This window comes from Clostridium sp. LIBA-8841, from assembly GCF_057782475.1.
Map to the genome: position 1 here is coordinate 882,751 of NZ_CM173488.1, position 16,040 is coordinate 898,790.

At 28.2% G+C, this 16,040-nt stretch carries 12 protein-coding genes; 8 read left to right on the forward strand and 4 right to left on the reverse strand.

Annotated features, from left to right (window positions below):
* Positions 1 to 63: 63 nt before the first annotated feature.
* The 5 genes from AC2A4K_RS03745 to AC2A4K_RS03765 all read left to right on the forward strand — a co-directional run bounded on the left by AC2A4K_RS03745 (position 64) and on the right by AC2A4K_RS03765 (position 4,389).
* A complete protein-coding gene (locus AC2A4K_RS03745) occupies positions 64 to 975 on the forward strand; it encodes a decaprenyl-phosphate phosphoribosyltransferase (protein WP_322504301.1) in 912 nt (303 codons plus the stop codon).
* An 82-nt stretch (positions 976 to 1,057) separates the two neighbouring features.
* Positions 1,058 to 1,693 (forward strand): HAD family hydrolase, encoded by a 636-nt coding sequence (locus AC2A4K_RS03750; RefSeq protein WP_322504300.1) that lies wholly within the window; start codon positions 1,058 to 1,060, stop codon positions 1,691 to 1,693.
* Positions 1,694 to 1,702: 9 nt separating this feature from the next.
* Entirely contained in the window at positions 1,703 to 2,041 is a 339-nt protein-coding gene (locus AC2A4K_RS03755; protein ID WP_322504299.1) for an EamA family transporter, read from the forward strand.
* Positions 2,034 to 2,366: an EamA family transporter gene (locus AC2A4K_RS03760; protein WP_322504298.1), complete on the forward strand. Its 333-nt coding sequence runs from the start codon at positions 2,034 to 2,036 to the stop codon at positions 2,364 to 2,366. The genes AC2A4K_RS03755 and AC2A4K_RS03760 overlap by 8 nt, the downstream gene beginning before the upstream one ends.
* A 178-nt stretch (positions 2,367 to 2,544) precedes the next feature.
* A complete protein-coding gene (locus tag AC2A4K_RS03765) occupies positions 2,545 to 4,389 on the forward strand; it encodes an LTA synthase family protein (RefSeq protein WP_322504297.1) in 1,845 nt (614 codons plus the stop codon).
* 98 nt (positions 4,390 to 4,487) lie between these two features.
* Here the strand turns inward: AC2A4K_RS03765 and AC2A4K_RS03770 are convergent, their stop codons facing one another.
* On the reverse strand, positions 4,488 to 5,669 hold the full coding sequence (locus AC2A4K_RS03770) for a cation diffusion facilitator family transporter (RefSeq protein WP_322504296.1): 1,182 nt from the start codon (positions 5,667 to 5,669) through the stop codon (positions 4,488 to 4,490).
* Positions 5,670 to 5,930: 261 nt separating this feature from the next.
* Between AC2A4K_RS03770 and AC2A4K_RS03775 the strand changes: the two genes are divergently transcribed.
* Together AC2A4K_RS03775 and AC2A4K_RS03780 are read left to right on the forward strand one after the other, a co-directional pair.
* A complete protein-coding gene (locus AC2A4K_RS03775; RefSeq protein ID WP_322504295.1) occupies positions 5,931 to 7,595 on the forward strand; it encodes an N-acetylmuramoyl-L-alanine amidase in 1,665 nt (554 codons plus the stop codon).
* Positions 7,596 to 7,729: 134 nt separating this feature from the next.
* Entirely contained in the window at positions 7,730 to 9,031 is a 1,302-nt protein-coding gene (locus AC2A4K_RS03780) for a M18 family aminopeptidase (RefSeq protein ID WP_416173357.1), read from the forward strand.
* A 120-nt stretch (positions 9,032 to 9,151) separates the two neighbouring features.
* Here the strand turns inward: AC2A4K_RS03780 and AC2A4K_RS03785 are convergent, their stop codons facing one another.
* On the reverse strand, positions 9,152 to 9,358 hold the full coding sequence (locus AC2A4K_RS03785) for a hypothetical protein (RefSeq protein WP_322504293.1): 207 nt from the start codon (positions 9,356 to 9,358) through the stop codon (positions 9,152 to 9,154).
* A 327-nt stretch (positions 9,359 to 9,685) separates the two neighbouring features.
* Here AC2A4K_RS03785 and AC2A4K_RS03790 point away from each other — a divergent pair, with 327 nt between their 5' ends.
* Positions 9,686 to 10,525, forward strand: a complete 840-nt coding sequence (locus tag AC2A4K_RS03790; RefSeq protein WP_322504292.1) for a Cof-type HAD-IIB family hydrolase — start codon at positions 9,686 to 9,688, stop codon at positions 10,523 to 10,525.
* 172 nt (positions 10,526 to 10,697) lie between these two features.
* Here AC2A4K_RS03790 and AC2A4K_RS03795 read toward each other — a convergent pair whose 3' ends face one another.
* Together AC2A4K_RS03795 and AC2A4K_RS03800 are read right to left on the reverse strand one after the other, a co-directional pair.
* Positions 10,698 to 14,018 (reverse strand): MMPL family transporter, encoded by a 3,321-nt coding sequence (locus AC2A4K_RS03795; RefSeq protein ID WP_322504291.1) that lies wholly within the window; start codon positions 14,016 to 14,018, stop codon positions 10,698 to 10,700.
* A 261-nt stretch (positions 14,019 to 14,279) separates the two neighbouring features.
* Positions 14,280 to 15,875 (reverse strand): peptide chain release factor 3, encoded by a 1,596-nt coding sequence (locus AC2A4K_RS03800; RefSeq protein ID WP_322504290.1) that lies wholly within the window; start codon positions 15,873 to 15,875, stop codon positions 14,280 to 14,282.
* Between the last annotated feature and the right edge of the window lie 165 nt (positions 15,876 to 16,040).

Sequence of the window (16,040 nt, forward strand, 5' to 3'; positions counted from 1 at the left end):
TGGTATAATATTAATCGTTGTAAAACTTGGAAAAACAAGTATTTTATTGATGGAGGCCTACTGATGGAATTTAAAGAAAAAAATAATAATGAGATAAGCAGTAAGCAGGAAAGTTTTTTTGTAAGTCTATTCAAATTGATGAGACCTAAGCAGTGGATAAAAAACTTTTTTGTCTTTGGGGCTTTAATATTTTCATATAGTTTCCTTGATTTAAATAAGGATATTTATGCAATTATTACATTTATACTATTTTGTTTAATATCATCTACTGTCTATATTATGAATGACATTTTAGATGTAGAGAAAGACAGGGTACATCCTAAAAAAAGGTTTAGACCTATTGCAAGTGGAGCAATTTCAATAAAGGAAGCTGAAATAGCTTTATTTATTTTGCTAGTATTTAGTATGACATGCGCCTTTTTTATTAATAGGAAGTTGTTTTTTATACTAGCAGTATATTTTATAAACAATATTTTTTATTCATTTAAAATAAAAAATGTAGTAATATTAGATGTTATTTCAATTGCTTTTGGATTTATATTAAGAGTCATTGCTGGGGGAGTAGTTATTGATGTTTCATTATCTGGATGGATATTATTATGTACTTTCTTTATAGCATTATTTTTAGGATTTGAAAAAAGAAGAAATGAGATAATTAAATTAGAAGAAAAGGCTACTGAACATAGAAAAATATTAGATGATTATTCGGATGAATTATTAAAACAGTTTTCGGATATTACATTAACTTGCACTGTTATAGCTTATGCTATGTATACATTCGTAGCTTATGACACTTCTTATATGATGATAACAAATGTTTTTGTTATTTATGGACTTTTCAGATATAAATATTTAAGCATGAAAAAAGGTCAAGGGGGAAGTCCTACCGAAACAATATTAACAGATAAAAGTATAATAATTGATGTAATATTATGGGCAGTTACAAGTGTAATAATACTTTTATGGATAGTTTAATAGTTTAAATTTACTTAGTTATATATTATTTTTATGATATATAAAGTTAATTGTGTATTTATTTAAGAAATGAGGTATAAGGATGAAATCTATAAAGATTGCTTTATTTGATATTGATAAGACCTTAATAAATGGTGATTCTATGTTTAAGCTATTAAAGTACACTATAAAAAAATATCCGAGAGCTAAATGGAATTTACCAAAACTTTTTTTTATGTTAGTCTCATATAAATTAAAGTTTATTGATACTAAAAAGGCAAAAGAGAATATGTTTTATACTCTAAATTATTTAAATAATAATGATCTTGAAGAGTTTTATAATGAGGTAATAAAAGCTACAGTATATAATGATGCCATAGAAGAGATTAAAAAGCTAAGAGAAATGGATTATTACATATTATTAGTATCTGCTTCTCCAGAATGTTATTTGAAATTTTTTGAAATAGAAGATTACGTAGATGGAGTAATAGGAACAAAATTAAGTTTGAAAAATGACAGATACATAAATAAGATAGAGGGAGAAAATTGCAAAGGAAAAGAGAAAGTAAAAAGAATAACTGAGTATCTAAAAGAAAAAGATTTATGCATCAATAAGGCTGAATCTGTAGCTTATTCAGATTCCCTTTCAGATTTACCTATGTTTAATTTGGTAGGAAAGGCATATTTAATAAATTATAATAAGAAAAATTTAGATTATGAAATACTAAGATGGAAGTAGGAGAAGGTTGTGAAAGAAAATAAGCTTTGGAAGGGAATATTACTAATAGTAATATCAGCTTTGTGTACTTCATTTGGACAACTTTTTTGGAAAATTGGAGTAAATCAGAGCATATGGATTATATTATTAGGATTTATTCTTTATGGTGTTGGAGCATTAACGATGATAATAGCATTTAAATTTGGTGAATTATCAATTTTACATCCTCTTATGTGTATAGGATATATTTTTGCTCTAATAAATGGATTTGTATTTCTAAATGAAAGAGTGTCATTTTTACAATTGGTAGGAATAGTTGTGATAATTATAGGAATTGTATTCATAGCAAGGGGGGATGAAGGTGAATAAGATATATTTTTTATTCCCTATAATGACTCTTTTGGGAGCATTAGGTGGATACTTTTTTAAAAGAGGAGCAGATAACTTAAATGGACTATTATCGCTTATTTTAAATTGGAGAGTTTATATTGGCGGAATATTTTACGTAAGTGCAGCACTTTTAAACATAGTAGCACTTAAGTTTTTACCATATAGTATTGTTTTACCTTTAACTGCCATGACATATATATGGACAATGATAATATCAAAAATAGCTTTAGGAGAGAAGATAACTAGAAATAAAATAATAGGAACTATTTTAATAATAATAGGATCTATTTTTATAGCTATGTAGTTTAAATGAATATAAATTTATAACTAGTAATTTGCAAAAAAAATATGAATATGGTGTGTTTTTAAAATTTCATAAGCTAATATAAAATTACACTTTATACATTTATTAATTTAAGAGTGTTTTAGCTAAGTGAAAATAAAAATAAATTATATTTAAAAATAAAAAAGGAGGATATTTTATGCCAAAGAGTAATGGACTTTTAAGTAAAATAGGTAGGTTTCTTAAGAAATTTCCTTTAGAAATACTATTCTATCTTTTACTTGTATTTAAAATTACTGTATTTTGTACAATGCTAAAGAGTAATAGCGGAATGGAACTAAATTTAGGGTTTGTATATGGATTAATAGATTATAAAATAATATATCTTTTATTCCCATTATTATTCATAAGTTTTGGATTCTTATTTAAAAGATGGGGGAAATTCATATACTTATATATTGTGGATTTAGGAATTTCAGCACTTTTAATTTTTGATTTACTTTACTACAGACTTTATGGAACTTTTCCATCAATAAAGTTCTTAATTTATCCAGATTTATTTAATCCTTTAAATAAGGACTTGCTATTCTTTAGAAGTAGAATGCTTTTATTTTTAATAGATTTAGTGTTACTACCTATACTTTACATATTATTTAGAAAGTACACTAAGAATTGGTATTTTGGTAAGCTTAAATATAGAATTATAGCATTTTTATTAACATTCTTAGTTCCTAGTGGATGTATATTGGGAAAATACTATTTATATGATGTTAAGGATATAACTAATGGAGAAAAGGGATTCTTAAGAGTTGCTTGGACACCTACTAGTGGACTTTTCAGAGCTACTCCTTTAGGATATCATTTCTTTGATATTTATAAGACTTTAGTTCTTGATAAGGATATAAAATTAAGTGATCAAGAAAAGCAAGAGGTACAAAGCTGGCTTGATGCTAACTATGAGAATTTACCTGATAATCAATACAAAGGGGAGTTAAAAGGTAAAAATTTAGTTGTTATACAAGTTGAATCTTTAGAGGACTTCGTTATAGGCAAAAAAGTAGATGGACAAGAAATAACTCCAACACTAAATTCAATGTTAAAGAATTCATATTATTTCCCTAATATTTATGAAGAAAATTTAACTGGATTTAGTTCAGATGCTGACTTAATGGTTAATACAGGTATGTTACCAGTAACTAATGCTGCAACATCATTTGCATATCCAAGTAGAACATTAACAACTTTACCATCTTTATTAGAAAAGGATGGTTATACTACGGTTTCAGCTCATCCTGAGGTTGCTGGAAGCTGGAACTGGGGAGAAGTACATCATAGTTTATTAAAATTCCAAAATTCATACACATTATATGATTTTAATGAAGATGAAATAATAGGATTAGGAATATCAGATAAGAGTTATTTATCACAATTAGCAACGAAAGCAGGAAGTTTAAAACAACCATTTTATCTATTTACAGTTACTTTAACAAATCATGGTCCTTTTGAAATTGATGATGCGCATACAACAATAAAAGTACCAAGTGAAATAGACGGAACTCTTTTAGGACAATACTTTAAGACTGTAAGATATACAGATGAAGCTATTAAGATGTTTATGGATAAATTAAAGGCTGAGGGTAGATTCGATGACACAGTATTTGTTATATATGGAGACCATGCTGGTCCTAATAAATACTATAAAGATCAATTAAAAGATGTTAATTTTGACGGAAACTATTGGAAACTTGATGAGAAGAAAGTTCCACTTATAATTTATAACCCATCAATAAAAGGAAAGACAATAGAAACTAAAGGTGGTCTTATAGATGTTATGCCAACAGTTTCATATTTACTAGGTGTTAATGATGGAAGCTTAAGAAATGTAATTGGAAGAAATCTTTTAAATACAAATAGAAATATAGCACCACTTCCAGGTGGAGAAGTAGCCGGAGAAGCTAAATCACAAGATGAGTTAAATCACGTTAAACAATCTTATGATATATCAACTAAAATAATAAGATCAGATTACTTTAAAAATAATTAATACTCATGTCTCATTAATAGTGGAGGAGTAGGTAATTAAAATTTATCTTAAACAGAATTAAAAAGAGTAGAAATGAGAATTATCATTTCTACTCTTTTTTAACAAGTAAAATCTCTATCTATAGTTATTATACAGTTATATTGTGGATGAGTCTCTTTAACAGCATTTATTATGCTTTCCTTTAACTCACTTTCAGACATAACTTTTTTTAGTTTTTCTGGGTTTACAACCACATCAAATATAAGATTTTTCTTTTCACCATGACCAATAATCCTAAAATCATGCATTGATTCTATTAATGGATTATATTTGATTATTTTATCTATTTCTTCTTTAGCTTGTTTTATTTCATCATCTTCTATACAGATAGGGTCCATATGAATTACTAAATAAATTTTAAGCTTTTTAGAAATTTCTCTTTCAGCCATATCTATAATATCGTGTATTTTCATAACATTTATATCAGATGGTATTTCAGCATGAATTGAAGCCATACATTTTCCTACACCGTAGTTATGAATTATAAGGTCATGAACACCTATAATATTATCGTATGATAAAACCATATCTCTAATATTTTTTGCAAGCTCAGGATCAGGAGCTTCTCCTAATAGTGGATTTATAGTTTCTTTTATTAAAGTGAATCCAGCGTATAATATAGCTAGTGAAACAATAACTCCTATATATCCATCAATAGGAAATGTAGTAAACTTAGCTGCTAAGAATGATATAGCAACGCATGTTGATGTGAACACATCACCTAAAGCATCAACTGAAGTAGCTTTAAGAGCTGAAGAATTTATTCTTTCACCTGTAATCTTATTAAATCTACTTAACCAAAATTTGAAGAATATTGAGATTACAAGTAGAATAAAAGGAATTAGTTCAAAATTGACATGGGTGGGGTTCATAATTCTTTCTATTGATGATTTTGTGAATTGAAAACCTACTAGCATTACCATGAAAGCAACTATTAGAGCTGAAATATATTCAATTCTACCATGACCAAATGGATGTTCCTTGTCAGCGGGCATTTTGGCTAGTTTAAAACCAATCATTGTTATTACAGAAGAGCCGGCATCAGAAAGGTTGTTAAAGGCATCAGCTGTTATAGCTATACTTGCTGAAAGTAATCCAACAGAAATTTTAATTAAGAACAAGAGTGTATTAATAATTATTCCAACTATACTGGCTAGATAACCATATGCACTTCTAACATCTTCATTTTCTGTATTTTTATAATCCTTAATGAATAATTTTATTATAAAATTTGAAAACATAAGTATCATCTCTCCATTTTTATATTAAATTGTGAATCTAATACTAGTAATTATAATATTTAAGCTTTCATAAGATAAAATACTAAATAATAGATTGACTAAATAAAATCCAGAAGTTTCAAAAACTAACCTGAACTAAATCTCATTTTATTATAACATAATATTTTATATTGAAAAATATTGAAATAGAATATAAAATAATAAGGCAATTATAAAAAAATCAATATAAGGATAATTATAGTATATAGGGAGAGGTTAGGGATGAAGAGAAGGAAAATAAGTGCTTTAATACTGTCGTGTGTTTTTGTTGCGAATATTTCAAGTTTTAATGAAGTGGTTTTAGCAAATGAAAATAGTGGAAACGAAAGTCATAGTGAAAGCAATAAGGAAAGCAATTGTATAGCGGGTGATTATCATGAAGTTAATGAGGGAAATTTAAAAAATTCGAAGAATACACCAGTTATAAATGGAATAAAGGTAAATAAGCAATTAATAGATATAAACTATTCTCAGGGTGTTACTATAAAGCCTAAATATATAGTTATACATGACACTGATAATAGACAAGCTGGAGCTAATGCTATGGCTAATAGAAATTATTTTGCAAACCATCCAAATGCTAAAGCATCAGCTCATTACATAATTGATGAGGGAAATATTGTTCAAGCTTTAGAAGATACTTGGAAGGGATGGCATGTTGGAGATGGTAATAATCCTAATATAAATAATTCAACAACTATAGCCATAGAGTTATGTGTTAATAAGGGAAATAATTTTGATAAAACTCTAGAACATGGAGTTGAACTAACTAAGTATTTAATGAATAAATATAATATACCTTCAGAAAACGTTGTGATGCATAGAGATGCAAGTGGAAAAACATGTTCAAGAATGATGATTGAAGATAGACCGAGCTTATGGCCTTACTTTAAGAATAAAATTTCTGGTGGAGATGGAAATGTAGAAGATGATGGATTAAAGCCTAAAATGCAAGGGAAAGTTGTGAATGCATCTGTTCTAAATGTAAGAGAAAGTCCAAGCACTTCTGGGAGAATTGTACACAAATTAAATAGAAATCAAGTTGTAGGAATATATGAAGAGCTAAATGGATGGTATAAGATTGATTATATAGATGGATTAAAGAAAAAATATGGATATGTAAGTAAAGAGTATATATCAGTAATAGGTGAAACGCCTGGAGACAGTGATAATACAGGAAATAATCAGGAAAATACCATAAATAAAAATGGTAAGGTTGTAGGTATATCCTCAAATTTAAATGTAAGAAAAGGACCAGGTACATCATATAGTGTTGTAGGCTATCTTTTAAATAGTGAAGAGGTTAAGGTTAATTATGAAAAAGATGGTTGGTATAACATAACTTTTAATGGAAATAAAGAAGGATATGTAAGTAAAAAATATATTTCTTTGGAAAATGATAGTACACCAGAAAATCCAGAAAAACCGTCAGTAGAGCCAGAAAAGCCATCAGTCTCAGTAAATAAACAAGGAATAATTAAAGTTAATAGCACTCTAAACATGAGAAGCGGTCCTGGAAGCAATTATGGTGTTATAGGAACTTTACGTAATAATGATAAGGTAGAAATACTTAAGGAAGTAGATGGCTGGTATGAAATAAAATTCAATGGTAAGACTGGATATGCTTCAAAGTCATATATAACTATAGTTAATGAAGGATCGAATAATGAAAGTAACAATGAAAATAAAGAAGGAACTGTTTATGGGGTAAGTACAAATTTAAATGTGAGAACAGGTCCTGGAACTAATTATCAAGTATTAGGTTATCTATTACCGGGAAATAAGGTTAAGATTTTAGGAGAAGAAAATGATTGGTATAAAGTTCAATTTACTACTAATAGTGGAATAAAAATTGGATATGTAAGCAAAAAGTATATTAAGGTGTAATTATCTGTAAATCTATTGAAAAACTAATATATTTTCAGTGAAAACAGGGTTTTTCATAGTGTTTTAATATTTTGTTAATTATAAGTTTTGTGGTAAAGTATAAATAAAAGTATCTATTTAGATAGAAAGGTGAGATACAGATGGAAAAAGTTATCGCAAATGAACTAATTAATTTTTTATATGAAAGTCCAACAGCTTTTCATGCTACAAAGAATGTAAAAGACACATTGGAATTTGAAGGATTTAAAGAATTAAAAGAGACAGATAGATGGGATTTAGAAGTTGAAGGCAAATATTTTGTTACTAAAAATGATTCAGCTTTAATTGCTTTCAGAGTTGGTAAAGGTGACATTGCAGAGAATGGATTTAAAATAATAGGTGCCCATACTGATTCACCAGGATTTAGAATAAAGCCAAATGCAGAGATAACAGTTGAAAATACTTATGTTAAGTTAAATACTGAGGTTTATGGTGGACCGATATTAAATACTTGGTTTGATAGACCATTAGCTTTAGCAGGAAGAGTATCATTAGTAAGTAAAAATCCATTAAAACCAGTTAATAAAATAGTTAATATAAATAGACCAATACTTATAATTCCAAACTTAGCAATTCATATGAATAGAGAAGTTAATGATGGATATAAAATAAACAGACAAAAGGATACATTACCATTATTATCACTTGTTAATGAAACTTTAGAAAAAGGTAACTATCTAATTGAGCTTTTAGCAAAAGAATTATATTGTGCAAAAGAGGATATTCTTGATTTTGAATTATATCCATATGAATATGAAAAAGGTTGTTTAATGGGCTTAAACGAAGAATTTATATCTTCAGGAAGATTAGATGACTTATCAATGGTTCATGCTGGTATTAAAGCATTAATGGATGCAGAAGTATCACAAGCTACTAATGTAATGGTATGTTTTGATAACGAAGAAGTTGGAAGTGCTACTAAACAAGGTGGAGATTCAGATTTCTTAAAAACAATATTAGAAAGAATTGTACTAGCTTTAGGTAAAGATAGAGAAGATTTCTTAAGATCTTTATCAGAATCATTTATGATTTCAGCAGATTTAGCTCATGCTGTTCATCCAAACTTAGGAGAAAAACACGATCCTGTAGTTAGACCAGTTTTAGGAAAAGGACCTGTAATAAAAATAGCAGCATCACAAAGCTATACTAGTGATAGTGATTCAGCAGCTGTTTATGAAATGGTATGTAGAAAAGCTGGCGTTAATGTTCAAAAGTTTGTAAATAGATCTGATATGAGAGGTGGTTCAACTATAGGACCAATATCATCAACTCATTTACCAATAAGATCAGTTGATATGGGAACTCCAATATTAGCAATGCATTCAATAAGAGAGTTCGGTGCTGTAAAAGATCACTTTGATTGTATAAAATCATTCACTGAATTCTTTAAAATTTAGTCTATTAATAATTTTCAATATATTAGTTAATATAATTTCTATTAATTATAAGAATAAAAAAGTGTATCAAATACTGATACACTTTTTATTTTTTGGAGTTGTTTTGTAAATGTTGATTTTTTACATATCATCGTCATCAAAAATATCTTCTGTATAATCAAATTCATTGTATGCTATATTGTTACAAACTATATCATCTTTAACGGGACTAGGTAGTTTTGAATAAGTTTTTCCTGTTTTTGAATAAGAAACTAGATCATGTCCTTCAGGACTATAAAATGTCCTATCTTTAGGAGTATATAATTTGCTTTCATTTTTTTCGCTCATTTTTTATTTCTCCTTTCAATTTTAAACTATATAAACTTGACTATAATTTAGAGTGAATTAATTTTCTTTAAATTAAGTCTACTTTTAGTTTCTCCAAAATGATTTAAGTTATTTAAAATAGAGTTTAAGTTTATTTGGTAATTATTAAGGTTTGTAGTAAATCTATGAGTTGGATTGTTAAATCTATTATTATTAAGTTTTATATAGGTTATATTTACGTAAAGTCTGATTAATAAAGTTGAAAAAACAAATACTATATTTTAGGATAGGATATAAGAAGAAAAAATAGGTAATAACGAATTGGTAATTTGAAGGGAGAATTTAAGTATGGCATATAAATTAATATGTATAGATATGGATGGAACATTATTAAATAACAAGCATGAAGTTAGTGAAAGAAATAAAGAAGCCATAAAAAAAGCTACGGAAAAAGGCGTGAAAGTAGCTGTAACAACTGGTAGATTATTTGCTTCAGCAAAATATTATGCAAGTCTTATTGGTGTTAAGACACCTATAATATCATGTAATGGAGCTTTTATAAGAGAGAAGGATGAAGATAAAGTTATATATGAATCTGTTTTAAATGAGGAACAAATAGAAAGAATATATGATGTTATAAAGAAGTATGATATTCAAATGGCATATTTTAATACACCTGATACTGTTATATCTGAGAATATAGTTCCAGAAGAACATGGATATAAGGTTATGAATAGAATGATGGGAGAATCTGATGAAAAAGTAATGTTTTCAGAAGGAGTAGATTTTAGAGAGTCTTTTAAAACTCATGGAAAACATATACTTAAAGCTATTTGTATAGAAAATGATAATAATAAATTAGATGAATTATTTAAGGCAAAAGAAGAGTTAAAGAAATATGCGGATTTTGAAGTGGTAAGTTCATCACCTAATAATTTTGAAGTTATGAATAATGGAACTTCAAAGGGAAATGCAGTAAAAGTTCTATCAGATATGCTTCATATAAATAGAGAGGAGATTATTTGCCTAGGTGATAGTGAAAATGATCTTAGTATGATAGAATTTGCTGGACTTGGAATTGCCATGGGAAATGCTGAAGAGTTTTTAAAGGAAAAAGCAGACTATATAACAGACACAAATGAAAATGATGGAGTAGCTAAGGCTATAGAAAAATTTGTATTAGATTAAGTGAAAGTCCAAATTTTGAATTTGGTATCTTGAGCTTATGCAAAATTATTTTTTTATGTAGTATAATTTTAAAAGTAAAGTATAATTAAAAAGAACTTATAAAATATGTAGAGAGTGAAAGCTCTTTCTATATTATTATAAGTTCTTTTATTTTAATGATTTATAAAGTTTTTTATTTTGGGTTTGTAGTTGTTTTAGATTCCTTCTTTGTGGTAGTAGATGTTCCTTTACTTGTGGTGGTAGTAGTTGTTGTAACTACTGTTGTAACAATTGTAGTTGAATCATCTAAATTTGAATCTTCTTTTGAGATGATTGGTTTAAATGGCCACCAGTTTGCTTTACCAAATATTTTTACCATTGCTGGTATGAATAAAGGAAGAACAACAACAACATATAAAAGAATACCTGTTAAAACTACCATAGAAATTTCAATTAATGTGAGTACTCCAGATGGAAGTAACGCTGCAAAGGTACCGCTAAGGATTATTACAGCAGAAATTATAACTCCACCCATACTTTTCATTGTTCTTATTATACGATCTTTTATAGTTCCATCAACATCTTGGTTAAATTTTGTCATTATAAATATGGAATAATCTATTCCTAAAGCCATTAGTACAACAAAACCAAAGAATGATGTTATCCATGATATTCCTGGATATCCCATTATTTTAGTAACTACAAGTTGAATTATACTTATGGATGTAAAATAAGTTAATAATAATGAAATCATTAAATATATTGGCATTGTTAAAGATCTTAATATAATAATTAATGTAATAAATACACCAACTATTACAAAAATTAAGGCTTTATCATAATCGGTATCAGCCATTTTTTTTGTTTCATAGGTTGTGCTAGCCATTCCACCAATACCAATATTAGCATTTTCTAGTTTCGTACCTTTAACGCTATCTTGAACAATAGATTCTAATTGAGGAATAGCATTAACAGCCTCATTAGAATAAGGATTTTCATTAGTTATTATATTTATTACGGCAAGTTTGCCATCTGGACTTATATATTGATTTAGTGATTGTTTGAATTCATTGTTATTGAATACTTGTACTGGAACACAAATTCCTGAAATATTATAAGAAAGATTTGACCAGTCATTTATGAATCCATTAGCATATTTAAGACCATTTTGAATTTCAGTTATTCCATTAGACCCTGCTTCAAGACCATTTGATAATTCGTTTATTTGTCCTGAAAATTCTTTGAATCCATCTTGAATTTTAGATTGTCCATTAGCTATTTGGCTTAATGCATTTGAAATTTCAGGTACCTTAGAAGAAATTTCTTCACCACCTGCTAGAGATTTTCCAAGTCCACTATCTAAGGCGTTTAATCCATTTTCAATTTCAGAAATTCCTGAGTTGAAACTTTCTAAATCATTTATTACAGTATCTTTTTTATCATTTAAATTGTTTATTAGAACCTTTAATGCCCCTATACTTTCATTTATAGATTTGATTTCTGGACTATTATTAAGAACTCCTTTTAAATTGTTAGAAGCATTATTTAATTTATTAGCATCTTCAGATAATTTTTTAAAGTTTTCATCATTAGCGATTTCAGGATGAGCTTTTAAATATTCACTTAAGTGAGAATTTAATGATGAAAGAGAGTTTTTTAGATTACTTGTATCAACATTAAATGCATTAGGATCTCCAGCTAAGGAACCAATAGTATTTAAGTTATTAAGGACATCATTAGCTGAGTTAAGTATATCAGTATAACCTTTTTCAAGCTGTGATTTGCTTAATTTTAAAGCACTTACTTTATTTAAAGCTCCATCTATAGAATCCTTTAATTCTGTAGCGCCAGTATGTTCTTCTCTTATGCTTTCAACAAGTTCATTAAGAGCACCTTGAAGATCTGAAACGCCTTCCTCAGTTTTTTTAGTACCTTCTTGAAGTTGTGCAGTTCCTTCTTCAGCACCTTTCAACTGGCTTTTAGAGGAATCTATTTTTTTACTAGCATCATTTAATCCACTATTTATTTCATTTAATCCACTATTAGCCTTATCTATTCCTTGGTGAACCTGACTAGCTTGATCATTTACATAAATCTCATCAATACGAGTACCTGTAGGTCTAGTAACACTTAAAACAGATTTTATGTCATCGCTAGAATTTTGTAAGTCATTAGAAAGTTTTTCTATAAGAGCTACGTATTCTGGTTTTCTCATATCATCATCATTTTCTATGTAGATGGAAACTGGAGAAGCTTGTCCTATTCCGAAGTCATCTGCTATTATATTAAAACCTTCCTTTGCAGAATATGTATTTCCTATTTCATTTAGATTATTAAATGATTGGTTAAAGTTATTAAATAAAATAGGAATTAAAAGTATAGCGAATATAATTCCTAATACAGGTATAGGCTTAGCAAAAGCCTTATTAGCTAGTTTAGCCCAAAGCTTATTTTCTTCAGCTTTAAAAGTTCCTTTAACAGGCCAAAAGATATTTTTGCCTAATATAATCATTACAGCAGGGAAAATTGTAAATAATGCTGTGATTAAAAATAATATACCAATTGCCACGGCAACAGCACTTCTATATAGATTAAATTCTATAAAATTAAGAGAAGCGAAAACTACAAAAACTGGGGTGGCACTAGATAAGACTGTTTTACCAGCTGTCTTAAAAGTAGTTTTTACAGCAGTGAATCCCTCATTTCCATTTGCCAATTCTCTTTTAAATCTATTTAATAAAAGGATTGAATAGTCTGTTCCTATACCAAACATAATACATATCATAAATATCTGGGTATAGTTTGAAAGTGGAAAATTAAATTTATCTGCTAAAATAGCTACAACTGATTGAGCTCCCAGATAACTTATTCCTACAGTAAGTAGAGGAATAAATGGAGTAACCACTGACCTAAATAATAATATAAGTACTATAAATATAAATATAACGGTTATAGTTTGAGTTTTATTTAATCCTTTTTGTGCAGCAACATTAACATCGTTTTCTATAAGACTTTGACCTGTTACATAGGTTTCAACACCTGGAGTTTTTAGTTTATCATTTAATGTCTTTTCAATCGTGCTTACAGAGGCTCCCTTAGGATCAATTGTCATTAAAGCTATGATAGTTTTACCATTATCTGAATTAAGTTGATTTTTTAGTTCTGGAGTATCAAAACTATCATTTATGCTCTGAATATAATCACTATTTTCTTCAGACTTTAACCTATCAATTGTATTTTTTATATTTTTTAAGTTCTCATCTGTTAATTTGCTATCAGAGTGGAAAATAGCTATGTAGCTATCATTACTGTTAAATTGATTATTTTCTTCAAGTATTTCTGAAATTTTAGAAGAATAATCATTAGGTAATTGAACTCCACCTTTTTCACTAACTAGCTTTGAGAGGGAAGGAGAAGTAAAAAATAAAAATGCTACAATTGCACACCATAGTACTAAAATAAAAAAGCTAAGTGGTTTATTAAGTTTAAATTTTTTCAATAAATTCTCTTTCATGTGGTCCCTTCTTTCTTTTACCACTTTAAATTATAATTAATTAATAAAAAGTTCATAGTTAATTATAATTTAGAGTGGTATGAGATTTTAAAAAAACTAGCTTTTTATTAAGTTTTTGTAAGTTAATTTAGAATGCTTATAAATTAATAGTACTATATATTTCTATAAATATGAACTTAGTGTTAATAGAATTAAAGCGAAAAAACACATGATTTTTTAAGAGTTTTCTTAAAAATCATGTGTTTTCTTTAAAATAGTATATTAATCGTTAGATTTACCGACACCAGAAAGTATTATTCCAGGATTATGATCTATAGCCCATGAAATACCCCAGTCATTTTGGAATATAAGTAGATTTCTATCTTTAAAGTCTTTAACTTTCTTAGTATCAGAAGTTAAGTTTAATGAATCTACATCTATATTGTCATTTTCAATCCATCTAACATATCTAAATGGAAGTCTTTCCATTTTTATATCAACGTTGTATTCATTTTTTAATCTGTATTCTAAAACTTCGAATTGAAGAACACCAACAACACCAACTATGATTTCTTCCATACCTATGTGTAATTCTTTAAATACCTGAATAGCACCTTCTTGAGCTATTTGAGTAACACCTTTTATGAATTGTTTTCTTTTCATAGTATCTATAGGTTTAACTCTAGCAAAGTGCTCAGGAGCGAATGTAGGAATTCCTTCAAATTTGAATTTTTTAGGATTTAAACATAAAGTATCTCCGATTGAGAATATACCTGGATCGAATACCCCTATAATATCTCCAGCATATGCTTCTTCAACAACCTCTCTATCTTGAGCTAAGAATTGTTGAGGTTGAGCAAGTTTAACTTTCTTACCACCTTGAACATGGAATACATCTTTTCCTTTTTCAAATTTACCAGAACATATTCTCATGAAAGCAAGTCTATCTCTATGAGCTTTATTCATATTAGCTTGTATTTTAAATACGAAAGCTGAGAATGGCTCTTCCATAGGATTAATTTCTCCTATTGATGAGTTTCTTGGTAATGGAGAAGTAGTTAATTTTAAGAAATCATTTAAGAATGGTTCAACTCCGAAGTTTGTAAGAGCTGATCCAAAGAATACAGGAGTTAATTCTCCTTTTCTAACTTTCTCTAAATCAAATTCATCACCAGCAATATCTAATAATTCAACATCTTCCATTAGTTTACTATGTAAATCTTCTCCTAAAAGTTCTTTGAATTTAGGGTCTTCTAAATCTCCAGTTATAGTTGTAACCTCACTTTGACCATGATTTCCACCGTCAAACATGTGAATTGTATTTGTAGCTCTATCGTAAACTCCTTTAAAGTTGTTTCCACATCCTATTGGCCAGTTCATTGGATAAGATTTTATTCCAAGTTCACTTTCGATATCTTCTAAAAGTTGGAATGGATCTCTAGTTTCTCTATCCATTTTGTTTACAAAAGTGAATATTGGAATTTCTCTTAATGAAGCAACTTGGAATAGCTTTCTTGTTTGATCCTCGACACCTTTAGCTCCATCAATAACCATAACAGCTGAGTCTGCAGCCATAAGTGTTCTATATGTATCCTCTGAGAAATCTTGGTGACCAGGAGTATCAAGTATGTTTATGCAGTATCCGCCATAGTTAAATTGCATAACAGATGAAGTAACAGAGATACCTCTTTGCTTTTCAATTTCCATCCAGTCAGAAACTGCGTGAGTAGCAGCTTTTCTAGCCTTTACAGAACCAGCCATTCTAATAGCTCCTCCATAAAGTAAGAATTTTTCAGTAAGAGTAGTTTTACCAGCATCAGGGTGAGAGATGATGGCAAAGGTTCTTCTTTTCTCTATTTCCTTAATTAAATCGCTCAATCTAATTTCCTCCTTGATTTTCTATGTATATTAAAATATTAACTATTTTCCTTCATTAATATATACAAATATGAAAGATTAAGAAAATAATTTAGTTTACCTCTTAAATAGCCTAGATTATTATAACATAAAATAACTGTCAAATTAATAAATAGTTTTAATATA